Here is a 23,192-nt window from a genome sequence, read left to right as displayed (position 1 = left end):
AAGCGCCGTACCGTGGCGCTATGGCCATCGGTCAGGTCGCCGAACTATGGCGCTATCCCGTCAAGTCTTTAGGCGGCGAGCGCATCGAGCAGTCAGAGTTCAGCGCGCGCGGGGTGCATGGCGACCGGCTGTGGGCCGTTCGCGATCTCGAGCGCGATGTCACCGCCTCGGCTCGTCGGATATCGAAGCTGCTGACCGCCACCGCGCGGTACCCCGACCCTGTCCCGCCGGATGCGGGTCCGGGCAACGTGCCCGATGTCGAGATCACCTTCCCGGATGGGACGGTCCTGTCCAGCGGCGACGACGAAGTGCACGCGAAGCTGTCAGAACTCGCCGGCCGCGACGTGAAGCTGACCGCGCTGCCGCCTGCCGAGGACACCAGCCTTCATCGACTGAGCCGTCAAGAGCGCGACAACACCTCGATCGCATCGCTCCGCACCGACTTCGGGGTGACGGACGAGGAGAAATTCCCAGACATCTCGATGTTGCGGGTGTCCGATCTGGCGACCTTCGCTCGCTACTCCACCCCGCCCGGCATGTTCGTCGACCTGGCGCCTGTCCACGTGCTGAGTCAAACCAGCCTGGCGACCATTGGTGCAGAGGTTGGCGGCGACGTGGAGGTCCGACGATTTCGGCCCAATGTCCTTCTGGCACTTGAAAACCCAGATGAGGACTTACCGGAGTCGCATTGGACGGGCGCTCGTCTCACGCTTGGCGACGTGACGCTCGACGTCCTGATGCCAACGATTCGATGCGTCGTCCCGAGCCGGGCTCAACCGGGATTCGAGGTCGACCGCCGCATTACCCGGGCGGTGGCCGCGAAGGCGCAGCGATGCCTCGGCGTCTATTGCGATGTCCGAAGTGCCGGCACGGTCAATATCGGTGATGCCGTTGCTATTCGGCTACCGAAGCACGGCCCGCTCGCGGACGCTGCGCGACGCACAAAGCGGTTGGCCTTCGGTCTGGCAACCGCGGCGGCGGATAGGTTCTCGCGCTAAAGCTTGCGTGCGCTCGCGGTCGCGCGGTCCAGCTCCCAGTAGGCCCGCAGCGCGGTGATCTTGCCTTCGTCGTTGACCCGGTAGGTGAACACGCCTTCAGCGACGACTTGGTATCCGGCAGCGTTGATCACGATGCTGCCGACGTTGGCTTCCTCGTTTCCGCACTGGTACGTCTCGACGAAGTTGAACTCGAGCTCGCTCGGCGCAATTGCCTTGTCGTAGAACGCCGCGATGGCCTCGATGCCGCGATGGCCCTTGCCCTCGGGGTCGAAGTGGGACGGTCCGATCGGGTCCTCGACGATCGCGTCGTCGGCGAAGTTGGCGAGCCACCCCTGCTTGTCATGAGCCATCGCCGCTTCACGCGACCGCTTGCCGGCCACGTGTGCGGGATGATCGGCATCGGTGACTGTCATCGCTGCCAACCCGAGTGGATGTAGGTGTCCGCAAACCGTTTCAGCGAATCCTTCTTCTTCTCGAGCGGCGCGTCGAAGCTCAGTCCGTCGAAGATCCACGGAATGACGATGTTGTCCGTGACACCGGCCTCGGCGAGTTCGCGGTGCCCGTCGACGCCGAACTTGTCGATGCAGACCGCCTGGAACTCGAACGGCTGGTCGGCGCGGCCGTATTCGGCCCGCAGCTCGTTGAGTTTGGCGATGGTTTCGGCCAGCTGATCGCCCGTCATCATCGCGCTGGTCCAGCCGTCGCCAATCCGGGCCGCACGTTTCAGAGCGACTTCGGTGTGCCCGCCGACGTAGAACGGCACCGGCTTCGACGGCGCGGGGCTCATCTGCAGTTTGTCGAAGTCGTAGAACTCGCCGTGGAATTCGACCATCCCGCCGGCAAGCACGAGCTTGATCACTTCGATCATCTCGTCGACGCGCTTACCGCGCTTCGCATACGGCACACCGCACCACTCGAATTCCTCTGGCGCCCAGCCGATTCCCACCCCGAACCCGAACCGGTTCTTCGTCAGGTTTGCAACGGACCCCACCTGCCGCGCCAGCAGCAGTGGATTCCGGGAGCCGAGCTTCATCACGTTGGTGTAGAACTGCAGCGTCGACGTCACCGCGCCCATCGCACCCGCGACGATCAGCGGATCGGCCCACGGAGTATCGGCGTTCCACATGCGCGAGCCGTCGGCGGTGTACGGATAGTCCGCCGATTGCTTCTCCATGTAGAAGATCGAATCCGGCAGCGCAATCGAGTCGAAGCCGACTTCCTCGGCGGTCTTGGCGATTTCGATCAGGTCGTCGATCGGGCTCATCGCCACGCTGCAGGTGTACTTCACGGCTTGTCCGCCGGCTTGTCGGAGCTGACGACCCACATGGAGTAATACTGCGACCCGCCGCCGTAGGCGTGGCCCAGCGCCTTGCGGGCACCCTCGACCTGGTGATCGCCGGCCTTGCCCATCACCTGGATCGCCGCCTCGGCGAACCGGATCATGCCTGAGGCGCCAATGGGATTCGACGACAGCACGCCGCCGGACGGATTCACCGGCAGTCGACCGCCGATCGCGGTTTCGCCGGCCTCGGTCAGTTTCCAGCCTTCGCCTTCCGGCATGAACCCCAGGTTCTCCAGCCACATCGGCTCGAACCACGAGAACGGCACATAGATCTCGGCCACGTCGATCTCGTCGATCGGGCTGGTGATTCCGGCAGCCTTCCACAACGCCTTGGCCGCGTCACGACCCGCCTGCGGGTTGACCTGGTCGCGGCCGGAGTACGCCAGCGGCTCGGTGCGCAACGCGGTGGCGTGGATCCAGGCGACGGGATGCTCTTCGGCGACGCGCTTGTCGGCGATCTCTTCATTGCCGATTACCAGGGCGCAGGCGCCGTCGGACGACGGACATGTCTCGTCGAAACGGATGGGATCCCACAGCATCTGGGAGCTCAGCACCTTCTCCAGCGTGATGTCGGGCTGGTGCAGATGCGCGAGCGGGTTCTTGGCCCCGTTGAGCCGGTCCTTGACCGCTACCATCGCGCCGATATGCGTCGGCGCGCCCGAACGCCGGATGTAGGCGCGCACGTGCGGCGCGAAATAGCCACCCGCGCCTGCGCCTACCGGCTTGGTGAAGGGAACCGGAATGCTCAACGCCCACATGGCGTTTGATTCGGACTGCTTTTCCCACGCCATCGCAAGCACGCGCTTGTACTTGCCCGACTGCACGAGGCTGGCGGCCACCACACCGGTCGACCCGCCCACCGAACCGGCGGTGTGCACGCGGATCAGCGGTTTACCCGTCGCGCCGACCGCGTCGGCCAGGAACAGCTCGGGCATCATCACGCCCTCGAAGAAGTCGGGTGCCTTGCCGACCACTACGGCGTCGATGTCGGCCATGGTGGCACCCGCGTCTTCCAGCGCCCGATCGATGGCCTCGCGCACCAGGCCGCTCATCGAAACGTCTTGCCGCTTGGCGACATACTTCGTCTGCCCGGTGCCGAGCACCGCCGCTAGCTGTCCCGCCATGTTTATTTCCCTTCCAGGACGGCGACGAGATTTTGTTGCAGCGCAGGCCCGCTGGTGGCGTGCGCCAGCACCCGCTGCGCTGAGCCGTTGAAGATGTGCTGCGCGGCAAAGCCGATGCGCTCCAGGCCCGCCGAGAACATCGGGTTGGCTGCCAGCGCGCCACCGGACGGGTTGACCTTCGTCGACCCCCCGAGTCCGATGGCCTCCTTCAGGATGAGGTGCTGATGGGTGAACGGCGCGTAGATCTCCGCCACGTCGATCGATCCGGTGTCACCACCGGTCGCCGCCTTGGCCGACGCCTCGGTCGACGGTGAAGTCGTGAGGTCGCGCGCGCCCAACACAGGCGTCTCGATGCGGTGCTCGAAACCGGTTATCCAGGCCGGGTTCTCACGGAGCTCGCGCGCCTTGTCGCCCGACGCGAGCACGATCGCGGACGCACCGTCGGTGATCGGCGCAATGTCGTGGCGGCGCAATGGATCGGCGAAGTACGGCCGAGCCAGCAGTTCATCGATGCTCTTGGCGGGTTTCTCGGAATCTGTGCGCGAAGCGACGGCGAACGTATCCAGTGCGACCTGAGCCATCTGTTCGGCCGTCCACTTGCCGGCGTCAAGGCCGAACCGAGCCTGCAGGCCGGCGATCGACACCGCGTCGGGCCACAGCGGCGCCACGGAATACGGGTCGGTCTGCAGCGCCAGCACACGGCGCAGCGTGCCCGCCGACGACTTGCCGAAGCCGTACACCAGCGCGGTGTCCACTTCGCCCGTCAGCAGCTTGATGTAGGCCTCGTAGAGCGCCCACGCCGCGTCCATCTCGACATGCGACTCGTTGATCGGCGGGACTGCACCGATCGAGTCGATCGCCGAGATGAATGAAAACGCTCGACCCGCAAGGTAATCCGAGGATCCCGAGCACCAGAAACCGATGTCGGTCTGCTTGAGCCCGAGTTCTTCGTAGATCGAGGCGAAGCACGGCATCAGCATTTCCACGCCGTTGGTGGTGCCCTCGGTGCGGCGGACGTGGGGTGCGTGCGCGAAGCCCACAACTGCAACATCATTCGAGCCAGTCATTTCAAACCCTTTACAGGTGGTGCTTGTAGGTGTCGTAGTCCGCGTCGGGTTCACCGGTGGGACGGAAGTAGTCGATGTTGTCGATGCCAAGGCCCCACTCCTCGCGGGGCTTCCACACCGCCTCGACCCGCATGCCCATCCGCACGTCGGCGGCCTCGATCTCGAGAATGAGATGCAGGAACGGGATATCAGCACCATCCAAAAGCACGTATGCCGCGACGTACGGGGGTTTGATGCGCTGGCCGGCGAACGGGATGTTGATGATCGCGAACGTCGTCACCGTGCCCTTGTCCGGCAGCTCGATGAACTGGTCGAGCTGCTTGCCGGTGGCGGGATCCGCCTCACGCGCAGGGAAATAGACCTTCCCGTTCTTGCCGGTCCGCGCGCCGAGCAGCTTGCCCTCCTCGAGGCCGCGCAGGAACGTGCTCTCCGGCAGCGACGCGGTGTGCTGGATCTCGATCATCGACGGTGCGACCTGCACGGTCACCGGGTCGCGGTCGTCCTTCGGCCCTTCCGGTTCGGCATCCTCACCGAGCACGAAGTACGCGATATCCGTGATCGCCCCGACCGGCTCGTCGACCCAATGCGCATGCACCCGTGTTCCGGCGCTGATCCCCGAAGGACCGGCGGCTCCGGTATCTACTGCGTGGAGCATTGGAGTGTCCGCGCCGTCGAGCTTGATCAACGCGAATGCGAACGGGCGGTCCAGCGGTTGGCCCTCCAACGGCTGCGGCTGCCAGGTCCAGGACACGACGGTACCGACGCTGGCCACCGGTACGATTTCGGTCAATCGTTCATAGGTGACGGGGTCGAATTCGGCCGGCGGCACATGCACTCGCCCGTCTGAACCGCGCACGCCGACGATGCGCCGCTCACGCAGAGCGGTGAAGAATTGGGACAGGAGTGGTCCGACTGAACGGGTGTAGTCGAAGGACAGCTTCAGCGGCGCCGAAAGCGGCGGCTCATGCTGATCGATCTGCACCGGGCTGCTTTGGCTGGTGGTCACGGCATCGAGTAGAACAGGTTCTAAGTTTGGTTTCAAGGTACGGTCAGGACCTCCAGGAAAGGCTGTCGATATGAAGCTCGGACTCCAGCTGGGTTATTGGGGCGCGCAGCCGCCCGAGAACGCGCCTGAACTGGTCGCCGCCGCGGAGGAGGCCGGCTTCGATGCCGTGTTCACCGCCGAGGCGTGGGGCAGCGACGCGTACACGCCGCTGGCCTGGTGGGGGTCGCAGACCAAGCGGCTGCGGCTGGGCACGTCGGTGGTGCAACTGTCCGCACGCACCCCGACCGCGGCCGCGATGGCGGCACTGACGCTGGACCACCTGTCGGGCGGGCGCCACATCCTGGGGCTCGGCGTATCGGGGCCGCAGGTCGTCGAGGGTTGGTACGGGCAGAAGTTTCCCAAGCCGCTGGCCCGCACCCGCGAATACATCGACATCGTGCGCCAGGTGCTTCGCCGCGAAGGACCGGTCGCCAGCGACGGCCCGCATTACCCCCTGCCGCTGACCGGCGAGGGCACCACCGGGCTGGGCAAGAGCCTCAAGCCGATCACCCATCCATTGCGCGCGGACATCCCGATCATGCTGGGCGCGGAAGGGCCGAAGAACGTCGCGCTGGCCGCCGAGATCTGCGACGGCTGGCTGCCGATCTTCTACTCGCCGCGGCTGGGTGAGATGTACAACGAGTGGCTCGACGAGGGGTTCGCCCGGCCGGGCGCGCGCCGCAGTCGTGAGGACTTCGAGATCTGCGCGACGGCCAACATCGTCATCACCGAGGACCGCAGCGCGGCGTTGGCGGCGATGAAGCCCTACCTGGCGCTGTACATGGGCGGCATGGGCGCCGAAGACACCAACTTCCACGCCGATGTGTACCGCCGGATGGGATACGCCGAGGTGGTCGACGACGTCACCAAGCTGTTCCGCAGCGACCGCAAGGACGAGGCGGCCAAAGTCATTCCCGACGAACTGGTCGATGACGCGGCGATCGTCGGCGACATCGACTACGTCCGTAAGCAGGTCGCGGCCTGGGAGGCCGTCGGCGTGACGATGATGGTCGTCGCCGGCCGTTCACCCGAGCAGATCAGGGAGCTGGCGACGCTCGTCTGATCTGCTGCAAGCACACTAGACGCGCCACTAGAACGCGTTCTAGATTGACCGGATGACTGCTTCGCAGCACACCATCGCCGGGACCGTCGTCACCATGCCGGTGCAGATTCGCACAGCGAATCAACACATGGCGATGTTCTCCGTGGACGCTGACGCCGCACAGCAGATGATCGACTACAGCGGATTGCAGGTCTGCCGTTACCTGCCAGGCCGCGCGCTGGTGATCCTGATGCTGATGCAATACGTCGACGGCGACCTGGGCCCGTACTACGAGTACGGCACGAACGTAATGGTCAACCCGCCCGGGTCGCATGCGAGCGGCGTACGCGCCCTCCAGTCGGCGGGTGCCTTCATCCATCACCTCCCCGTCGACCAGGCGTTCACGTTGGAGGCGGGCCGGACGATCTGGGGTTATCCAAAGGTGATGGCGGACTTCACGATTCGCCAGGGACGCCAGTACGGCTTCGATGTCAGCATCGACGGCCAGCTTGCCGTCGGCATGGAATTCCAACCGGGGTGGCCGGTGCCGGCGGCGTTCACGTCGCGAACGCAGGTGCACAACACGTACTCGCATCTCGACGGGGTCACTCGTGAGACACCGGGGGAGATGACGCTGACCGGTGTGCGCTACCGGCTGGGCGGTGCGCGCGTCTGGCTGGGCGATCACCCGTACGCCAAGGAACTGGCGGCGCTCGGACTTCCGAAGCGGGCGCTGGTGTCGAGTTCCGCCGCGAACGTGGAAATGACATTCGGCGACGCTCAGGAGATCTCATGACGATGACGAGGCCAGACGTCGACCTGACCGACGGCGCGTTCTACGCGGGCGATTCGCGGTCGATCTACAAGTGGATGCGCGAGAACGAACCGGTGTTCCGGGACCGCAACGGTCTGGCCGCCGCGGCGACATACGCGGCCGTGATCGAGGCCGAGCGCCGGCCTGAGCTGTTCTCCAACGCCGGCGGCATCCGGCCGGACCAGCCGGGCGTCGAGATGATGATCGAGATGGACGACCCGCAGCATCTGTTGCGGCGCAAGCTCGTCAACTCGGGCTTCACCCGCAAACGGGTGAAGGATCTGGAGGGCTCGATCACGTCCCTGTGCGACACCCTGATCGACGCCGTCTGCGAACGCGGCGAGTGCGATTTCGTCTGGGACATCGCGGCTCCGCTGCCGATGGCCGTCATCGGCGACATGCTCGGGGTCCGTCCGCAGGAACGCGAGATGTTCCTCAAGTGGTCCGACGACCTCGTGAGCTCGTTGAGCAGCACGGCGGCCGAAGCCGACGTTCAGGTGACGATGGATGCCTTCGCGGCGTACAGCGAGTACATGATGGGCATGATCGCAGCGCGCAAAGAGCAGCCGACCGACGATCTGGTGAGCGTCCTGGTGCACGCCGAGGTCGAGGGCTCGAAGCTCGAGGACCACCAAATCGTCACCGAGGTTCTCCTGCTGTTGATCGGTGGCGACGAGACCACTCGGCACACACTGTCCGGTGGAACTAGACAGCTACTGCTGCACCCCGACCAGCACCGGCGCCTCGTCGATGATGTCAGCCTGTTGCCCAACGCAATTGAAGAGATGCTGCGTTGGACGGCGCCGGTCAAGAACATGGCTCGAACGATCACCGCCGACACCGAGTTTCACGGCGCGCATCTCAAAGAGGGCGAGAAGATGATCCTGCTGTTCGAGTCGGCCAACTTCGACGAGGCGGTTTTCGAGAGCCCTGACGAATTTCATATCGAGCGCTATCCCAACAACCACCTCGCGTTCGGCTTCGGCACGCATTTCTGCCTGGGCAACCAGCTCGCGCGGCTCGAACTGTCGATCATGCAGTCGAAGCTGCTGAAGCGCCTGCCGGATATGCGGCTGGCCTCCGATGACGAGTTGCCGCTGCGCCCAGCGAACTTCGTCAGCGGACTCGAGTCGATGCCGGTGAAATTCACGCCAACAACGGCCGTCGCCAGCTAGCCCGACGTCCGTCACAGGTCGCGGCGTTGCGTCGCCGCCGTTGCCTACACTGCGCTCATGGCCGGGCTGCTTCAGATCGAGGAGTGCCTAGACGCGGATGGCGGCGTCGTATTGCCGCCCGGCGTCACGCTGATCTCGCTCATCGACCGCAATATCGCGAATGTCGGCGACACGGTGGCCTACCGCTACCTTGACTTCACCCGTTCGGAAACGGGGCACGCCGCCGAAATCACCTGGGCGCAACTCGGAACACGCTTGGAAGCGATCGGCGCCCGTCTGCAGCAGGTCACCGATCGGGGCGACCGGGTGGCGGTGCTGGCGCCGCAGGGCCTCGAGTACGTCGCGGGGTTTCATGCCGCCGTGAAGGCGGGAACCATTGCGGTGCCGCTGTTTGCGCCCGAATTGCCCGGCCATGTCGAGCGTCTCGAAACGGCGTTAAACGACGCCAAGCCGGCCGTCGTGCTGACGACCACGGCTGTGAAGGACGTAGTGGAGGGCTTTCTCGCCACGATGCCGGCCGCACGAAGGCCACGTGTCATCGTCATCGATGAGATACCCGACACGGCGGCGGAGGGTTTCACCCCGGTAGCACTCGACGTCGCAGACGTTTCGCATCTGCAGTACACCGGCGGCGCGACTCGGCCTCCCGTCGGGGTGGAGGTCACGCACCGGGCCGTCGGCACCAACCTGTTGCAGATGATCCTCTCGATCGATCTGCTGGACCGAAACACCCACGGCGTCAGCTGGTTACCGCTCTACCACGATATGGGCTTGTCCATGATCGGCTTTCCCGCGGTGTACGGCGGCCACTCGACACTGATGGCGCCCACCGCATTCATCCGCAGGCCTCAGCGGTGGATTCGCGCGTTGTCGGACGGGTCCCGCAACGGCCGCGTCATCACCGCGGCGCCGAACTTCGCCTACGAATGGACCGCGCAGCGTGCAGTGTCGGATCTGGGTGACGGTATCGATTTGAGCAATGTCGTGTTGATCATCGGTTCCGAACCCGTGAGCATGGACGCGATCCGGACCTTCGATGAGACGTTCGCGCCGTTCGGTTTACCGCGATCGGCGTTCAAGCCGTCGTACGGAATCGCCGAGGCGACACTGTTCGTCTCGACAATCGAGCCGACCGCAGAGCCAACCGTGAGCTACTTCGACCGCGGACAGCTGGCTGTCAATAGAGCCGTGGTGACTACGGCCGATAACCCCAACGCGGTGGCGCACGTGTCGTGTGGTCGGGTCGCGCGTAGCCAGTGGGCCGTGATCGTCGACGCCGACACCGGCGAGGAGCTGGCCGACGGCAGGGTCGGTGAGATCTGGCTACACGGCAACAACATTTGTCGTGGTTACTGGGGCCGGCCCGACGAAAGCCGCCGAACGTTCGGCGCGCGGCTGCGGTCCCGGCTGCCCGCATCCAGTCACGCGGATGGTGTGCCCCCCGAAGGGGAGTGGCTGCGCACACGGGACCTTGGGGTGTATGTGGACGGTGAGCTCTACGTCACCGGCAGGGTCGTAGACCTCATCGTCGTCGACGGTGCGAGCCACTATCCGCAAGACATCGAGGCCACCACAGCGGAAGCGTCGCCGATGGTGCGGCGGGGTTACGCGGCGGCGTTCACCGACGACGGCCAACGCCTGGTGATTGTGGCCGAACGCGCTGCGGGCCGGGGCCGCGACGATCCGCAACCTGCGATCGAGGCCATTCGCACGATGGTTTCGCAGAAACATGGGCTAGCGGTGTTCGACGTGCGCTTCCTGCCCGCGGGAGCCATCCCGCGCACCACAAGCGGCAAGCTCGCTCGGCGAGCGTGCCGCGCCCGCTACCTCAGCGGTGAATAGCCGGCGCGAGCAGACGCAAACTGCTCCAAAATCCCGGCGTGTCGGGTCACTTTGCGACTGCTCCGCGAAGAAACCTCAGCGCATCTTGAAGTTCGGCGCCCGCTTCTCCTTGAAGGCCAGAGGGCCTTCCTTGGCGTCGTCGCTCAAGAACACCTCGATGCCGATCTTCGTGTCGATCTTGAACGCATCGTTCTCGTGCATGCCCTCGGTTTCGTGGATCGTCTTGAGGATCGCCTGCACCGCAAGCGGACCGTTGTTGTTGATCACCTCAGCGATCTCGAGAGCCTTCTCCAGCGCTGACCCATCGGGAACCAGGTAACCGATCAGGCCCATCTCCTTGGCTTCGGCGGCCGTGATGTGCCGTCCGGTGAGCAGCAGGTCGCACGCCACCGTGTAGGGGATCTGGCGTACCAACCGCACCGCCGAGCCGCCCATCGGATACAGGCTCCACTTGGCCTCGGAGATGCCGAACTTGGCGCTTTCGCCCGCGATCCGGATGTCGGTGCCCTGCAGGATCTCGGTGCCGCCCGCGATGGCTGGACCCTCGACGGCGGCGATCAATGGCTTGGTCAGCCTGCGGCCCTTGAGCAGCGCGTCGATGCGTGACGGGTCGTAGCTGCCGTCTTTGAACGAGTCGCCCGGCGGTTTGGCCGTCGCGGCCTTGAGGTCCATGCCCGCGCAGAAGTAGCCGCCGGCGCCGGTGAGGATGCAGCTGCGGATCTCCGGATCGTTGTCGACGCGATCCCAGGCCTCGACCATGATCGAGAGCATCTCGGTGGAAAGTGCGTTGCGCGCCTCCGGCCGGTTCAGCGTCAAGATCAAGGTGTGTCCGCGCTGCTCAATGAGGGCGTCGGGGCCTTTTTGTGGGTCGCTCACGGGGGTCCGCCTTCCAGCGTCGATGCCACAGACTTGAATGAAAATGTAACACGTTCTAGTTTAGGTCTCGTGGCCCTGAACATTGCCGATCTCGCCGAGCACGCCATCGACGCTGTGCCTGACCGTGTCGCCCTGATCTGCGGTGACGAGCAGATCACCTACGCCGAGTTGGAGGAGAAGGCCAACCGCCTCGCTCACTACCTGACCGACCAGGGCGTGAAGAAGGACGACAAGGTCGGTCTGTACTGCCGAAACCGCATCGAGATCGTGATCGCGATGCTCGGCATCGTGAAGGCCGGCGCCATCCTGGTCAACGTGAACTTCCGCTACGTCGAGGGCGAGCTGAAGTATCTGTTCGAGAACTCCGACATGGTCGCGCTGGTGCATGAGCGCCGGTACGCCGACCGCGTCGCCAACGTGCTGCCCGAGACGCCGAACGTCAAGACCGTGCTTGTGGTCGAGGACGGCAGCGACGACGATTTCGGCCGTTACGGCGGCGTGGAGTTCTATTCGGCGATCGCGCAGGGCTCACCGGAGCGCGACTTCGGTGAGCGCAGCGCCGACGACATCTACCTGCTCTACACCGGCGGCACTACAGGCTTCCCGAAGGGCGTGATGTGGCGCCACGAGGACATCTACCGAGTGTTGTTCGGCGGCACCGACTTTGCGACAGGTGAGTTCGTCAAGGACGAGTACGACCTGGCGAAGGCTGCCGCGGAGAACCCGCCGATGATCCGCTACCCGATCCCGCCGATGATCCACGGCGCCACCCAATCGGCGACTTGGATGTCGCTGTTCTCCGGTCAAACTACTGTGCTGGCACCGGAATTCGACGCCGACGAGGTGTGGCGGACGATCGAGAAGTACAAGGTGAACCTGCTGTTCTTCACCGGCGACGCCATGGCACGCCCGCTGCTCGACGCACTGACCAAGCTGCACGACGGCGGCCACGAGCCGGACCTGTCGAGCCTGTTCCTGCTGGCCAGCACGGCCGCATTGTTCTCCACCAGCATCAAGGAGAAATTCCTTGAACTGCTGCCCAACCGAGTGATCACCGACTCGATCGGCTCGTCCGAAACTGGCTTCGGAGGCACCAGCATCGTGGCAAAGGGCCAGTCGCACACCGGTGGACCGCGCGTGACCATCGACCACCGCACCGTCGTCCTCGACGAGGACGGCAACGAGGTCAAGCCGGGCTCCGGGGTACGCGGGATGATCGCCAAGAAGGGCAATATCCCGGTCGGCTACTACAAGGATGAGAAGAAGACGGCCGAGACGTTCAAGACGTTCAACGGTGTCCGCTATGCGATTCCGGGTGACTACGCCGAAGTCGATGAGGACGGCTCCGTGACGATGCTCGGCCGCGGCTCGCAGTCCATCAACAGCGGCGGCGAGAAGATCTACCCCGAAGAAGTAGAGGCTGCGCTCAAGGGTCACCCAGACGTGTTCGACGCTCTGGTGGTCGGTGTTCCCGACGAGCGGTACGGCAACTGTGTCGCCGCCGTAATCCACCGTCGCCCAGGCACCAACCCGTCGCTGGCCGAACTCGACACATTCGTGCGCAACGAGATCGCGGGATACAAAGTGCCGCGCAAGGTTTGGTGGGTCGATGACATCCACCGCACCCCAGCTGGTAAACCCGACTATCGGTGGGCGAAGGACGTTACCGAGGAGCGCCCCGCCGATGATGCTCACGCCAACCACGTAGGTACAGCATCCTGATGCGAACCGAGCTGTGTGACCGCTTCGGCATCGACTATCCGATCTTCGTGTTCACGCCATCGGAGAAGGTCGCTGCGGCGGTCAGCAAGGCCGGCGGGCTCGGCGTGCTCGGCTGCGTGCGGTTCAACGACGCCGACGATCTCGAGCGTGTCCTGTGTTGGATGGACGAGAACACCGACGGTAAGCCGTACGGCGTTGACATCGTCATGCCCGCCAAGGTTCCGCAAGAGGGCACAGCGGTCGACATCGACAAGCTGATCCCGCAGAGCCATCGCGACTTCGTCGCGAAAACCCTTGCTGACCTTGGTGTCCCGCCGCTGCCCGAGGATGGGGATCGCAACGAGGGCGTGCTGGGCTGGCTGCATTCCGTGGCTCGCTCGCATGTCGAGGTGGCGCTCAAGCACCCGATCAAGCTGATCGCCAACGCGCTTGGCTCACCGCCGAAGGACGTCATCGATCAAGCCCACCAGGCCGGTGTGCCCGTCGCGGCGTTGGCCGGTAGCGCCAAACATGCTCAGCGCCACGTCGACAACGGTGTCGACATCGTCGTTGCACAAGGCCATGAGGCCGGTGGGCACACCGGCGAAATCGGGTCGATGGTGCTCTGGCCCGAAATCGTCGATGCGCTTGCTGGCAAGGCACCGGTGCTTGCGGCCGGCGGCATCGGCACGGGCCGGCAGGTGGCAGCCGCATTGGCCCTTGGCGCGCAAGGGGTCTGGATGGGCTCGGCGTTCTTGACGTCAGCCGAATACGACCTCGGCCACCGCAAGCCAAGCGGAGTCTCCACGATTCAAGAAGCCCTGCTGCGCGCGAGTTCCAGTGACACCGTGCGCCGCCGCATCTATACGGGCAAACCGGCACGGCTGCTGAAAACGAAGTGGACCGACGCGTGGGACGAGCCCGACGCGCCCGAGCCTTTGCCGATGCCGCTGCAGAACATCTTGGTCAGCGAAGCCCATCAGCGGATGAACGAGTCGGACAATCCCGACACGGTCGCGATGCCCGTCGGTCAGATCGTCGGGCGCATGAACGAGATCCGGCCTGTCGCCGACATCATCGCCGAACTGGTGGCCGGGTTCGCGGATGCCACCCGGCGTCTGGATGGCATCCGCGACAGCTGACCCTGCGTCAGGGAGTGATTTTCGTCTGCGCGTCGATCACATCCGTTGCCGCGCCGATGAGGTCGATCTGACTCTCGAGACCGTCGGCGTTGAGCTGTAGCACGTACAAACCGTCGTTGCCGGGGATCACGACCGTCTTCTGCGCAACGACCTTGGTCTGTCCGTCCTGCACCCAGGTACCGCCCAGCTGATACGCCGGGTATTCGCCGAGCGTGCTGGTGGATCCCTCGTTCATCGCTTTCCAGCCGGGCAGGTTGTTCAGCTCGCCGGGCGCCAGGTCGATGATCTTCTGCGGGTCGACGTTGCCGGTCAGCTTGGACATCAGCGCGACGATGCTCGGCGTGTACTCGCCGGCCTCCGGCCCGGTGTAAATGATGGCGCCGTAAGCCCAGTCAGGAGTGTCCTCACCGGCCGGCTCCCAGCCGTCGGGCACCGGCAGATCGATTGTGGGAGAACCGGGATCGCCGCGCTTGACCGGCGTTTCCTGAATCTTGTTCTCTGCGATGTAACTGGCGATCGTCGGGTTTGGCCCTGCGGCGTTCTCGTCACGCGGCGCCACTCTTGGCTTCGTCGATGGGGCCGCCTTAGTACTCGCGGAAGAAGACGTCGTCTTCGACGACGAGCTGGACGTGCTGGGTGCGGTCTTGCTGTCCGAGCCGCAGCCCGACAGCACAATCGCCAACGCCGCGGCTATTGCGGCGGTCCCGGTGAGGGCTGTGCGTTTCACGAATTAACTCCTGTCGGTCCGATGTTCAGGTGTGGGCAAACTTGGTGAGTCTTCATTGCCGTAGCGAAGCGTAGTGCAAAAGTGGGCTTAAGCAGGGTGAGTAGATATACCTAATCTGCGGCTGATGCGTTTACCGCAATTCTTCGGGGATGTCGATACTCATTTGCTTCGCGGCCTGTCCGATTTGTTCACGACAGCACCGGCCGGGCCGCCATACGGTGGCGGCCATGGATATTCGCCTCACGTCGACCGTCTTTCAGATCTTCGCGCATGACCTGCAGCGATCCCTGCAGTTCTACCGGCTGCTCGGCCTGGCCGTTCCCGAGTCGGGCGAATCCCATGTGGCGGTGGAACTGCCGGGCGGTAACACCTTGTCGTTCGATACTGAGGAGACCATCGCCGGCATGCATCCCGGATGGGCGCCGCCCGCGTCTTCGGCAAGCCGCGTGGCGCTCGCGGTCGGGGTGGAAACACCCGCGAACGTCGACGCGCTGTTCGACAAGGTGACTGGGGCCGGGCATGCCGGCCCGTTGAAGCCGTACGACGCGCCGTGGGGCCAGCGCTACGCGACCGTCGCCGACCCCGACGGCAATTGGGTCGATCTGTTCGCGCCGCTGGCGAGCTGAGCCAGGGACACGCCGGCGAACTCCCTTACCTCGCGGTGCAAATGCGGCTGGTCGGCGTAGCCCGCGACGGCAGCCACCTCACCAAACGACAGTCCCTCGCCGAGCAGGCGGGCCGCCCGCCGGAACCGCAGAATGCGGCGCAGTGTCGCAGGCCCGTAGCCATACACCGCCGTGCACTGACGCTGCAGGTTGCGGGCTGACCACCCGGCTTGCCGTGCCACGTCGGCGACGGCCGAACCCGCCGCCAGGCGATCGGTGACATCGCTCAGCAGCGGAAGGGGCCACGGCGCGGTTTCGGCGCGCGGTTCTTCGGCGGCAAGTGCGACCGCGAGCTCGGTCAAGGAACGGCGCTGGGGTAGCCCGCTTCGCAATTCGGGCAACGGCACGCGTTCGTTTCGCAGCTCCGCCGCAGGTACCCCGAGCAGGCGTGGAAGCACGCCGGGGCGAAACCGTATGCCGGCGAAGGGTTCTCCTTCGCGCGGGGTGACTGACGCAGTCGTGTCCGGGCCTGCGACGACGATGCGGCACTCCATGCGGATGAGATCCATGCAGCCGTCCGGAAGAACACCGACCGGCTCCGGCGGGCCGTCCACCACCCATGCGCATTCGACAAGGTCGCGCAGCGCGGTGGGCGGCGGGAACTCGCGATAGCCCACGGACGCCAGGCTAGCGCTGCCCCATGACAACTACCTGCGGCGAGACTGCGGGCGTTCAGCGCGGGATCGGCCACACCGTGTCGGCGCATTCGGTGCCCTCCGCCGAGAGTTGGCGTTTGATCACCTTGAACGTCTCGGTGCGCGGCAGTTCGGCGCTGACACGGACGAACGACGGCCACTGCTTCGGCCCGAGATCGGGCTGTTCGGCCAGAAACGCACGGAACTTCTCGGCGTCGAATTCGGCACCGGCCGCCATCACCACCGCCGCCATCACCCGGTCACCAACGGCTGGGTCGGGAATGGCGTAGACCGCGGCCTCCGCAATGTCGGGGTGGCGCAGCAGCACCCGCTCGATCGGTGCGGTGCCCAGGTTCTCGCCGTCGACCCGCATCCAGTCGCCGATACGGCCGGCGAAGTAGGCGAATCCGTTGTCGTCGCGGTAGGCCAGGTCGCCGCTGTGGTACATCCCGTTGCGCATTCGTTCGGCCTCGGCCTCGGGATCGTTGTAATAACCCTCGAAACGGCCTGCGTCCGAAACGTTTACCAACTCGCCGGTTACACCCGGCGGACACGGCTCACCCGTCTCGACGTCGACGATTTCGGTGCCCTCCGGCAGCGGGCCAAGGGCACCCTGCGGGGTGTCGGGGGTGCGGGCGATCGCGATCCCGCCCTCTGTCGAACCGAAGCCGTCCACGACCGCTGTGCCGAACCGGCGGGCGAATCGCTCGAGATCTGCCGGCGCACCCTCGTTGCCGTACACCGCCCGCAGCGGGTTGTCCGCGTCGTCTTCTCGCTCCGGGGTCGCCAAGACGTACGACAGCGGCTTGCCCACATAGTTCGCGTAGGTCGCGCCGTAGCGGCGGACGTCGGGCAGGAATTGGGACGCAGAGAACTTGCGCCGCAAGGCGAGCGAACTCTGCGAGGCAACTGCGACGGCCCAACCCACCAGCACCGCGTTGGAATGAAACAGAGGCATCGCGACGTAGCAGACATCGCTCGGCCCCAGCTCGAACCGCTGTGTCATCGTCACACCCGCGATCGCGACCTTGCCATGGCTGCACTTCACCGCCTTGGGGTCGCCGCTGGTTCCCGACGTGTAGATCAGCATGAACAGGTCGCTCGGGTCGGCCGCACGCGCGTCGACCGGCACGTCTCGAAACGCGGCGACCTCGTCGGCCCACCGGCGGGAGTCCACGTCGATGTAGTCCACGTCGCCGAGCGCCGGCGCCGATGCCGAATCAGCCAGCACCACTTGGCAATCCGCGTGGGCGACGTCGCGGGCCAGCGCCGCCCCCCGCCGCACAGGGTTCAGGCCGACCGGCACGATGCCCGACAGCCCGGCCGCGACCAGCACCGCGGAGAAGAACGGAGTGTTCTGCAGCAGCACCCCGACATGCGGCGGCCGAGCCGGATCCAGACGCGCCCGCAGCGCAGCAGCCACCGCCGCGCCGTGCTTGAGGTGATCACGCCAGCTGGTGAAGGTGTCTTCGAAGTACACACCGCGGTCGTCGATGTCGACCAGCGGCCCCAACAGGTCGGTGACGGTGGGTAGCCCCGAACGATCTCCAGTCACGAATCAGGCGGGTGTGTCGGCCAATTCGCGGCCGATGCGCAGCAGCTGTCCCGTCGCGCTGCCGACCGCGAACTCGGTCTGCTTGGCGGCAAGGAAATACCTGTGCACGGGATGGTCGAGGTCGATCCCGACGCCGCCGTGCACATGCACCGTGGTGTGGGCAACGCGATGTCCGGCGTCGGCGGCCCAGAACGCCGCGGTGCCGACCTCGAGGTCGGCAGGCAAGTCCTCCGAGAGCCGCCACGCCGCCTGGGTGAGCGTCAGCCGCAGCCCCTTGACGTCGATGTAGCCGTCTGCGAGCCGCGACGACACGGCCTGGAAGCTGCCGATCGGCCGGTCGAACTGCTCGCGTTCCCGCGCGTACTGCGACGTCATCTCCAAGGCCCGCTCGAGCACACCCAGCTGAAAAGCGCTGCGGCCCAACAGGCCATGTGTCGTCAGCCAGGCGACCACATCTTCGCCACCGACGATCAGAGAGGCCTCGACACCCCGCAGCTCCAGCTGCCCGACGCTGCCGTGACCGGTGGTGTCGAGCGCGCTGACCGTGACACCTGGGTCATCGGCGGCCACAAGAAACACCTTGGTTCCCGAATCGGTTTCGGCTGGAACGAGGAACACGTCGGCGACGGGCCCGTACGTGACCTGGGTGCGTGAGCCCGTCAACTTGTACCCGCCACCGCTCGCGGTGGCTTGCACAGGCCCCTCTCCCATCTCGCCGTCGAGCGCAATCGCGATGATCTTAGAGCCGTTGATGGCGGGCACCGCCCAGTCCTGTTGCAGCGCTTGCGAACCGAACTTCGCCAGCACTCCCGCGCCGAGCACCACCGATTCCAGATACGGCACCGCTGCGAGCTGACGGCCGAGCGCAACCAGAACGGCAACCTGTTCGAGCACTCCGAACCCGCCGCCGCCCAACGCTTCCGGCGCGGCGGTGGACAGGATGTCGGCCTCGATCAGCTTGCCCCACAGGTCACGGTCGAAGCGTTGCTCGAGCTTGTCGAGCTCGCGCTGATGCTCATTGGTGCACACCGAGTCGGTGATGGTACGGGCCAGGCCGCCCAGATCGTCCGCGGCTTCCGTCGTCTTGAAATCCATGATCTTCCTTACCGATTGACCCGGGGCAGTCCGAGCGCGACCATTCCGATGATGTCGCGCTGAATCTCGTTTGTGCCGCCGCCGAACGTGAGGATCAGGCAGCTACGATGCATGCGCTCGACACGCCCACGCAGCAGCGCACCGGGGGAGTTCGTGCGAAGCGTGCCCGCCGTGCCAAGCACCTCCATCAGCAGCCGGTAGGCCTCGGTGGCCAGCTCGGTGCCGTACACCTTGGCGGCCGACGCGTCCGCCGGTGACGGGGCGTCCTCGGCGGAGGACGCGAGCTCCCAGTTGATGAGCTTGAGCACCTCGGCCTTGGCATGCACCCTGGCCAAATTCAGCTGCACCCATTCGGAGTCGATCAGCCGGTTGCCGTGGATGTCCTTGGTGTTCTGCGCCCATTCGCGAACACCGTTGAGCGCTACGAAGATCGGCTGCGCCGAAACGAGCGCGACACGCTCGTGGTTGAGCTGGTTGGTCACCAGCTTCCAGCCGGCGTTCTCCTCGCCGACCAGATTGGCGACCGGCACCCGCACATCCTGGTAGTAGGTGGCGCTTGTGTCGACACCCGCCATCGTGTGCACGGGCGTCCAGGAGAACCCCTCGGCGGTCGTAGGCACGATCAGCATCGAGATGCCGCGGTGCTTCTTCGCTTCCGGGTTGGTGCGCGCCGCGAGCCACACGTAGTCCGCGTAGGCGATGAGGCTGGTCCACATCTTCTGGCCGTTGATCACGTAGTCGTCGCCGTCACGCACCGCGGTGGTGCGCAGCGCGGCGAGGTCGGTGCCCGCGCCCGGCTCGGAGTATCCGATCGAGAAGTGCAGTTCACCCGCGGCGATCTTGGGCAGGAAGAACTTCTTCTGCTCCTCGCTGCCGAAATGCATGATCGTCGGGGCGACGCTGTTGATGGTCAGGAACGGCACCGGCACGTTCGCGATGGCGGCCTCGTCGTTGAAGATCAGGCTCTCCATCGGCGTGCGCTCCTGGCCGCCGTACTCCTTCGGCCAGTTCAGCGTGAGCCAGCCGTCCTTGCCCATCTGCTGGACCGTCTCGCGATAAACGTTGCCGCGCCCCATCTCGCCGCCATCGCCCGCGGATAGCGCCTCGGCACGCTCTGGCGTCATGAGCTTGGTGAAGTACGCGCGCAGCTCGCGGCGCAACTCCTCTTGCTCCGGGGTGTAGCCGATCCGCATGGCGGTGTCCTAACTTCTTCTGTGAGAGCCCGTCGTCTGACCCTGATTCACACCCGGTTGTAACACGTTCTAGTCTTGGGGTCCAGGGCGGTGCCGCACTGGTGCTCAGCGCGGCTCTGACTGCAAGGAGGTTGTCATGCGTGTGGAAGTGGACCGTGACCGCTGTGAGGGCAACGCGGTTTGCGTGGGAATTGCCCCCGACCTGTTCGAGCTTGACGACGAGGACTATGCCGTGGTCAAGACCGATCCGGTGCCGGCCGACCAGGAGGACCTGGCGGAGCAGGCGATCGCCGAATGCCCGCGAGCTGCCCTGATCCGCAGAGACTAGAGGTATTCATAAATTGACAACTCATATGGAGGAGTCAGCCGCGGCTGACCTCTCGGGTCGTGTCGCGGTCGTGACCGGCGCGGCCGCCGGACTTGGCCGCGCAGAGGCCATCGGACTTGCCCGGGCGGGCGCGACGATCGTCGTCAACGACATCGCGGGTGCGCTGGATAAGTCGGACGTCATCGACGAGATCACCGCAGCCGGCTCCAAGGCGGTCGCGGTCGCCGGTGATATCAGCCTGCGGTCCACCGCCGATGAGCTCATCGAGACCGCGGACGGACTCGGCGGCCTGGGCATCGTCGTCAACAACGCCGGGATCACCCGCGACCGCATGTTGTTCAACATGAGCGACGAGGACTGGGACGCGGTTATCGCGGTGCACCTGCGCGGCCATTTCCTGTTGACCCGCAACGCCGCGACGTACTGGCGGGCGAAAGCCAAAGAGGCCGGCGGCACCGTTTACGGCCGCATCATCAACACCTCTTCAGAGGCAGGCCTGGCCGGCCCGGTCGGCCAGGCGAATTACGGCGCAGCCAAGGCCGGCATCACCGCGTTGACCCTGTCGGCGGCGCGGGCCCTCGAGCGCTACGGGGTGCGCGCCAACGCCATCGCCCCGCGCGCGCGCACGGCCATGACGGCGGACGTCTTCGGCGATGCGCCCGAGCTCACCGAAGGCCAGATCGACGAACTGTCCCCAGAGCACGTGGTCACACTGGTGCGCTTTCTTGCCTCACCGGCGTCGGAAGGGGTGAACGGACAGCTGTTCATCGTCTACGGTCCTACAGTGACGCTCGTTGCGGCGCCAACGGCCGAGAAGCGGTTCAGTGCGGATACCGACGCGTGGGAGCCCGCAGAGTTGAGCGCAACGTTGCGCGAATACTTTGCTGGCCGCGATCCTGAGCGGAATTTCTCGGCTACCGCATTGATGGGTTCGCAAGACTGACGGTGGTAGCTGTCTAACTTTTGGGAGGACTAGAACACGTTCCAGAATGACCTGGGTCACAGTGGCTTTGACCTGCGTAAAGGTCACAATTTGGAGCAGTTTTGTTGTTCTTTGACACTGCGAACTTGTTCTAGTTAGTATGATCCGGCTCACTAAGAGCAACGCTTAAACAAGGGGTGGGAGAACCGCCGCGGCGAGCAGGCTCGAACTCTTCGCCGTGACGTACCTTCGGGTCACCCGCCGCGAGAACGGAGCCGAAGTTGAGGGAGCAACTCGCCGTTCCGGCACGGGCCGTCGGCGGGTTCATGGAAATGTCCTTCGAGACTTTCCGAGCCATCTTCCGGCGGCCTTTCCAATTCGGCGAGTTCCTGGAACAGACCTGGATGATCGCCAGGGTTTCACTTGTTCCGACGTTGCTGATCTCCATTCCGTTCACGGTCCTGGTCGCGTTCACGCTCAATATTCTGTTGCGCGAGATCGGCGCCGCTGACCTGTCCGGGTCCGGCACCGCGTTTGGCACCGTGACTCAGCTGGGTCCGGTTTCGACCGTGCTCGTCGTCGCCGGCGCCGGTGCCACCGCGATCTGCGCGGATCTGGGAGCGCGCACCATCCGTGAGGAAATCGACGCGATGCGGGTGCTTGGTATCGACCCGATACAGCGTCTAGTCGTCCCGCGTGTGCTGGCATCGACGCTGGTGGCCCTGCTGCTCAACGGTCTTGTGATCGCAATCGGTCTGAGCGGCGGCTACATATTCTCTGTGCTATTGCAGGGCGTAAACCCGGGCGCTTTCATCAACGGCCTGACCATCCTGACCGGGTTGGGCGAGTTGGTGATTTCGGAATTCAAGGCCTTGCTGTTTGGCATCATGGCGGGGCTCGTCGGTTGCTACCGCGGCCTCACCGTCAAAGGCGGACCCAAGGGGGTTGGAGAAGCCGTCAACGAGACGGTCATCTATGCCTTTATCTGCCTATTCGTAATCAATGTCCTCATGACGGCAATCGGCATTCGGGTCCTGGGCAGATGAGCGAGTTGGGGAGTTACGACATCACGCTGCGGTTGCGGCGAGCGCTCCAATGGCTGCCAAGGGGCGTCGACAGCTTCGGCGAGCAGGCCCTGTTCTATGCGGTGTCGCTTCGATACATCCCTCACGCATTGCGGCGGTACCGGACGGAAACGGTGCGCTTGATAGCAGAGATGACGCTGGGCACCGGTGCGCTGATCCTCATCGGCGGCACCGTCGGGGTGGCGGCATTCCTCACCCTGGCATCCGGTGGCGTCATCGCCGTTCAGGGCTACCAGTCGCTAGGCAATATCGGGATCGAGGCACTGACCGGTTTCCTCTCGGCCTTTCTCAACGTGCGCATCGTCGCACCGATCATCGCGGGTATTGCGCTCGCCGCCACCATCGGCGCCGGCACCACAGCCCAACTCGGCGCGATGCGCATCGCCGAGGAGATCGACGCGGTCGAATCGATGGCTGTGCACTCTGTGGCTTACCTGGTTTCCACACGGATCATGGCTGGGCTGGTGGCGATCATTCCGCTGTATTCGCTGGCTACGCTGGCGGCATTCTTTTCTGCCCGCGTCATCACCGTCTATGTGAACGGACAATCCGCCGGCCTTTACGACCACTACTTCAATACGTTCCTGATACCGACGGACCTGCTGTGGTCGTTCGCCCAAGCCATCTTGATGTCGATCGCGGTGATGCTGGTCCACACCTATTACGGCTACAACGCTTCCGGCGGACCTGTCGGTGTGGGCGTCGCTGTGGGTCAGGCGGTGCGGACGTCACTGATCGTCGTGGTCGTCATTACCTTGTTCATCGCCCTAGCCGTCTACGGCGCGTCCGGTAATTTCAACCTGTCGGGGTAAGGGGAGA

General features: G+C 64.9%; 23 protein-coding genes. 12 read left to right on the top strand and 11 right to left on the bottom strand.

Annotation, left to right across the window (positions count from 1 at the left end; genetic code table 11):
- Window positions 1–20: 20 nt before the first annotated feature.
- The gene (locus ACWW36_RS06225) at window positions 21–998 is read left to right on the top strand and encodes an MOSC domain-containing protein (protein WP_456140719.1); all 978 of its coding nucleotides are present in this window, start codon (window positions 21–23) and stop codon (window positions 996–998) included.
- Here the strand turns inward: ACWW36_RS06225 and ACWW36_RS06220 are convergent.
- From ACWW36_RS06220 to ACWW36_RS06200, 5 genes are read right to left on the bottom strand one after another with little or no spacing between them, the layout of a single operon-like run.
- Window positions 995–1,411, bottom strand: coding sequence for a nuclear transport factor 2 family protein (locus tag ACWW36_RS06220; protein ID WP_456140718.1), 417 nt, complete (start codon window positions 1,409–1,411; stop codon window positions 995–997). The genes ACWW36_RS06225 and ACWW36_RS06220 overlap by 4 nt on opposite strands.
- Window positions 1,408–2,286 (bottom strand): TIGR03619 family F420-dependent LLM class oxidoreductase, encoded by an 879-nt coding sequence (locus tag ACWW36_RS06215; RefSeq protein WP_456140717.1) that lies wholly within the window; start codon window positions 2,284–2,286, stop codon window positions 1,408–1,410. The genes ACWW36_RS06220 and ACWW36_RS06215 overlap by 4 nt, the downstream gene beginning before the upstream one ends.
- A complete protein-coding gene (locus ACWW36_RS06210) occupies window positions 2,283–3,464 on the bottom strand; it encodes a thiolase domain-containing protein (RefSeq protein ID WP_456140716.1) in 1,182 nt (393 codons plus the stop codon). The genes ACWW36_RS06215 and ACWW36_RS06210 overlap by 4 nt, the downstream gene beginning before the upstream one ends.
- A gap of 2 nt (window positions 3,465–3,466) precedes the next feature.
- Complete coding sequence (locus ACWW36_RS06205) at window positions 3,467–4,531, bottom strand: thiolase domain-containing protein (protein ID WP_456140715.1); 1,065 nt, start codon at window positions 4,529–4,531, stop codon at window positions 3,467–3,469.
- A gap of 10 nt (window positions 4,532–4,541) precedes the next feature.
- A complete protein-coding gene (locus tag ACWW36_RS06200; RefSeq protein ID WP_456140714.1) occupies window positions 4,542–5,537 on the bottom strand; it encodes a Zn-ribbon domain-containing OB-fold protein in 996 nt (331 codons plus the stop codon).
- A gap of 70 nt (window positions 5,538–5,607) precedes the next feature.
- On the opposite strand from ACWW36_RS06200, the gene ACWW36_RS06195 reads away from it, so the two are divergent.
- The 4 genes from ACWW36_RS06195 to ACWW36_RS06180 are packed head-to-tail and all read left to right on the top strand — an operon-like array spanning window position 5,608 to window position 10,449.
- Window positions 5,608–6,639 (top strand): LLM class F420-dependent oxidoreductase, encoded by a 1,032-nt coding sequence (locus ACWW36_RS06195; RefSeq protein WP_456140713.1) that lies wholly within the window; start codon window positions 5,608–5,610, stop codon window positions 6,637–6,639.
- 52 nt (window positions 6,640–6,691) lie between these two features.
- Window positions 6,692–7,414 (top strand): acetoacetate decarboxylase family protein, encoded by a 723-nt coding sequence (locus tag ACWW36_RS06190; protein WP_456140712.1) that lies wholly within the window; start codon window positions 6,692–6,694, stop codon window positions 7,412–7,414.
- Window positions 7,411–8,607: a cytochrome P450 gene (locus ACWW36_RS06185; RefSeq protein WP_456140711.1), complete on the top strand. Its 1,197-nt coding sequence runs from the start codon at window positions 7,411–7,413 to the stop codon at window positions 8,605–8,607. The genes ACWW36_RS06190 and ACWW36_RS06185 overlap by 4 nt, the downstream gene beginning before the upstream one ends.
- 57 nt (window positions 8,608–8,664) lie before the next feature.
- The gene (locus ACWW36_RS06180) at window positions 8,665–10,449 is read left to right on the top strand and encodes a fatty acyl-AMP ligase (protein ID WP_456140710.1); all 1,785 of its coding nucleotides are present in this window, start codon (window positions 8,665–8,667) and stop codon (window positions 10,447–10,449) included.
- Between the two features lie 75 nt (window positions 10,450–10,524).
- Here the strand turns inward: ACWW36_RS06180 and ACWW36_RS06175 are convergent, their stop codons facing one another.
- A complete protein-coding gene (locus ACWW36_RS06175) occupies window positions 10,525–11,325 on the bottom strand; it encodes a crotonase/enoyl-CoA hydratase family protein (protein WP_456140709.1) in 801 nt (266 codons plus the stop codon).
- Window positions 11,326–11,394: 69 nt separating this feature from the next.
- Between ACWW36_RS06175 and ACWW36_RS06170 the strand changes: the two genes are divergently transcribed.
- Together ACWW36_RS06170 and ACWW36_RS06165 are read left to right on the top strand one after the other, a co-directional pair.
- Window positions 11,395–13,047: an acyl-CoA synthetase gene (locus tag ACWW36_RS06170; RefSeq protein ID WP_456140708.1), complete on the top strand. Its 1,653-nt coding sequence runs from the start codon at window positions 11,395–11,397 to the stop codon at window positions 13,045–13,047.
- A complete protein-coding gene (locus tag ACWW36_RS06165) occupies window positions 13,047–14,168 on the top strand; it encodes an NAD(P)H-dependent flavin oxidoreductase (protein ID WP_456140707.1) in 1,122 nt (373 codons plus the stop codon). Before ACWW36_RS06170 ends, ACWW36_RS06165 begins: the two co-directional genes overlap by 1 nt.
- Before the next feature lie 7 nt (window positions 14,169–14,175).
- Here the strand turns inward: ACWW36_RS06165 and ACWW36_RS06160 are convergent, their stop codons facing one another.
- On the bottom strand, window positions 14,176–14,895 hold the full coding sequence (locus ACWW36_RS06160; protein WP_456140706.1) for an LpqN/LpqT family lipoprotein: 720 nt from the start codon (window positions 14,893–14,895) through the stop codon (window positions 14,176–14,178).
- 227 nt (window positions 14,896–15,122) lie between these two features.
- Between ACWW36_RS06160 and ACWW36_RS06155 the strand changes: the two genes are divergently transcribed.
- Window positions 15,123–15,521: a VOC family protein gene (locus ACWW36_RS06155; RefSeq protein WP_456140705.1), complete on the top strand. Its 399-nt coding sequence runs from the start codon at window positions 15,123–15,125 to the stop codon at window positions 15,519–15,521.
- On the opposite strand, the gene ACWW36_RS06150 is transcribed toward ACWW36_RS06155, so the two are convergent.
- The 4 genes from ACWW36_RS06150 to ACWW36_RS06135 are packed head-to-tail and all read right to left on the bottom strand — an operon-like array spanning window position 15,458 to window position 20,038.
- On the bottom strand, window positions 15,458–16,177 hold the full coding sequence (locus ACWW36_RS06150; RefSeq protein WP_456140704.1) for a DUF6597 domain-containing transcriptional factor: 720 nt from the start codon (window positions 16,175–16,177) through the stop codon (window positions 15,458–15,460). The two genes, ACWW36_RS06155 and ACWW36_RS06150, sit on opposite strands and share 64 nt — an antisense overlap.
- Window positions 16,178–16,232: 55 nt before the next feature.
- A complete protein-coding gene (gene fadD17, locus ACWW36_RS06145) occupies window positions 16,233–17,750 on the bottom strand; it encodes a long-chain-fatty-acid--CoA ligase FadD17 (protein ID WP_456140703.1) in 1,518 nt (505 codons plus the stop codon).
- Between the two features lie 3 nt (window positions 17,751–17,753).
- A complete protein-coding gene (locus ACWW36_RS06140) occupies window positions 17,754–18,845 on the bottom strand; it encodes an acyl-CoA dehydrogenase family protein (protein ID WP_456140702.1) in 1,092 nt (363 codons plus the stop codon).
- A gap of 8 nt (window positions 18,846–18,853) precedes the next feature.
- The gene (locus ACWW36_RS06135) at window positions 18,854–20,038 is read right to left on the bottom strand and encodes an acyl-CoA dehydrogenase family protein (RefSeq protein ID WP_456140701.1); all 1,185 of its coding nucleotides are present in this window, start codon (window positions 20,036–20,038) and stop codon (window positions 18,854–18,856) included.
- A 136-nt stretch (window positions 20,039–20,174) separates the two neighbouring features.
- On the opposite strand from ACWW36_RS06135, the gene ACWW36_RS06130 reads away from it, so the two are divergent.
- The 4 genes from ACWW36_RS06130 to ACWW36_RS06115 all read left to right on the top strand — a co-directional run bounded on the left by ACWW36_RS06130 (window position 20,175) and on the right by ACWW36_RS06115 (window position 23,185).
- Window positions 20,175–20,366 (top strand): ferredoxin, encoded by a 192-nt coding sequence (locus ACWW36_RS06130; protein WP_456140700.1) that lies wholly within the window; start codon window positions 20,175–20,177, stop codon window positions 20,364–20,366.
- A gap of 25 nt (window positions 20,367–20,391) precedes the next feature.
- Window positions 20,392–21,309 carry a 3-oxoacyl-ACP reductase gene (locus tag ACWW36_RS06125; RefSeq protein ID WP_456140699.1) on the top strand — a complete coding sequence of 306 codons (918 nt, stop codon included), beginning with the start codon at window positions 20,392–20,394 and terminating at the stop codon, window positions 21,307–21,309.
- A gap of 260 nt (window positions 21,310–21,569) precedes the next feature.
- The gene (locus ACWW36_RS06120) at window positions 21,570–22,334 is read left to right on the top strand and encodes an MlaE family ABC transporter permease (RefSeq protein WP_456140698.1); all 765 of its coding nucleotides are present in this window, start codon (window positions 21,570–21,572) and stop codon (window positions 22,332–22,334) included.
- The gene (locus tag ACWW36_RS06115) at window positions 22,331–23,185 is read left to right on the top strand and encodes an MlaE family ABC transporter permease (RefSeq protein ID WP_456140697.1); all 855 of its coding nucleotides are present in this window, start codon (window positions 22,331–22,333) and stop codon (window positions 23,183–23,185) included. The genes ACWW36_RS06120 and ACWW36_RS06115 overlap by 4 nt, the downstream gene beginning before the upstream one ends.
- The last annotated feature ends 7 nt before the right edge of the window (window positions 23,186–23,192 follow it).

The organism is Mycobacterium sp. MMS18-G62, from assembly GCF_053877835.1.
The sequence above is the reverse complement of the archived record's forward strand: the minus strand, read 5'-3'. Positions and strand labels throughout refer to the sequence as shown.

Coding starts and splice junctions, on each gene's coding strand:
- ACWW36_RS06225 (WP_456140719.1), top strand. CDS start 21: ATGGCCATCGGTCAGGTCGCCGAACTATGGCGCTATCCCGTCAAGTCT.
- ACWW36_RS06220 (WP_456140718.1), bottom strand. CDS start 1,411: ATGACAGTCACCGATGCCGATCATCCCGCACACGTGGCCGGCAAGCGG.
- ACWW36_RS06210 (WP_456140716.1), bottom strand. CDS start 3,464: ATGGCGGGACAGCTAGCGGCGGTGCTCGGCACCGGGCAGACGAAGTAT.
- ACWW36_RS06205 (WP_456140715.1), bottom strand. CDS start 4,531: ATGACTGGCTCGAATGATGTTGCAGTTGTGGGCTTCGCGCACGCACCC.
- ACWW36_RS06195 (WP_456140713.1), top strand. CDS start 5,608: ATGAAGCTCGGACTCCAGCTGGGTTATTGGGGCGCGCAGCCGCCCGAG.
- ACWW36_RS06190 (WP_456140712.1), top strand. CDS start 6,692: ATGACTGCTTCGCAGCACACCATCGCCGGGACCGTCGTCACCATGCCG.
- ACWW36_RS06185 (WP_456140711.1), top strand. CDS start 7,411: ATGACGATGACGAGGCCAGACGTCGACCTGACCGACGGCGCGTTCTAC.
- ACWW36_RS06180 (WP_456140710.1), top strand. CDS start 8,665: ATGGCCGGGCTGCTTCAGATCGAGGAGTGCCTAGACGCGGATGGCGGC.
- ACWW36_RS06165 (WP_456140707.1), top strand. CDS start 13,047: ATGCGAACCGAGCTGTGTGACCGCTTCGGCATCGACTATCCGATCTTC.
- ACWW36_RS06155 (WP_456140705.1), top strand. CDS start 15,123: ATGGATATTCGCCTCACGTCGACCGTCTTTCAGATCTTCGCGCATGAC.
- ACWW36_RS06140 (WP_456140702.1), bottom strand. CDS start 18,845: ATGGATTTCAAGACGACGGAAGCCGCGGACGATCTGGGCGGCCTGGCC.
- ACWW36_RS06135 (WP_456140701.1), bottom strand. CDS start 20,038: ATGCGGATCGGCTACACCCCGGAGCAAGAGGAGTTGCGCCGCGAGCTG.
- ACWW36_RS06130 (WP_456140700.1), top strand. CDS start 20,175: ATGCGTGTGGAAGTGGACCGTGACCGCTGTGAGGGCAACGCGGTTTGC.
- ACWW36_RS06125 (WP_456140699.1), top strand. CDS start 20,392: ATGGAGGAGTCAGCCGCGGCTGACCTCTCGGGTCGTGTCGCGGTCGTG.
- ACWW36_RS06115 (WP_456140697.1), top strand. CDS start 22,331: ATGAGCGAGTTGGGGAGTTACGACATCACGCTGCGGTTGCGGCGAGCG.